Source organism: Pantoea sp. USHLN256 (assembly GCF_037149875.1).
Classification (GTDB): Bacteria; Pseudomonadota; Gammaproteobacteria; order Enterobacterales; family Enterobacteriaceae; genus Pantoea; species Pantoea nemavictus.
In genome coordinates this window covers 1-581 of sequence record NZ_JBBCQO010000031.1, presented here as the reverse complement: position 1 = coordinate 581, position 581 = coordinate 1, and the positions used below count along the sequence as shown (strand labels likewise).

Here is a 581-nt window from a genome sequence, read left to right as displayed (position 1 = left end):
GGACTGTAAGCATTTGAGAGACTCGAACATGTTGTTATTCATTTCTTATTACGGAGAAATGAACCAACACGTCGTTTCAATTTTCAGCTTGTTCCGGATTGTTAAAGAGCAATAACTTCGCAATGCACCCGAGGATACATTCTGAAGTTAGTTATCAACGTGGGGTCGTTGATGGTGGAGCTAAGCGGGATCGAACCGCTGACCTCCTGCGTGCAAGGCAGGCGCTCTCCCAGCTGAGCTATAGCCCCATAGAGTTTTGTAAAACGCTTGCTTACCAGGAGAATTCTTTCAGGTTCAAGGCGTGACGACACGAAGCATACTGAAGTATGCGAGCTGTCGGCACAACGCAGAAACGGGAAGAATTTGGTAGGCCTGAGTGGACTTGAACCACCGACCTCACCCTTATCAGGGGTGCGCTCTAACCACCTGAGCTACAAGCCTGCAGGCGTTTTACGCTCTTCTTTAATTTCATCAGACAATCTGTGTGAGCACTTCGCGGGAAGGTATCTTCAGGTAAGGAGGTGATCCAACCGCAGGTTCCCCTACGGTTACCTTGTTACGACTTCACCCCAGTCATGAAT

General features: G+C 48.7%; 2 tRNA genes and 1 rRNA gene. All 3 read right to left on the bottom strand.

The annotated features are described in order from the left end of the window. Window positions 1-172: 172 nt before the first annotated feature. A tRNA-Ala gene (locus WFL93_RS24110) sits at window positions 173-248 on the bottom strand. A gap of 116 nt (window positions 249-364) precedes the next feature. Next, window positions 365-441, bottom strand: a tRNA-Ile gene (locus WFL93_RS24105). A gap of 73 nt (window positions 442-514) precedes the next feature. Then, window positions 515-581 (bottom strand): 16S ribosomal RNA (locus tag WFL93_RS24100); the annotation flags it as partial.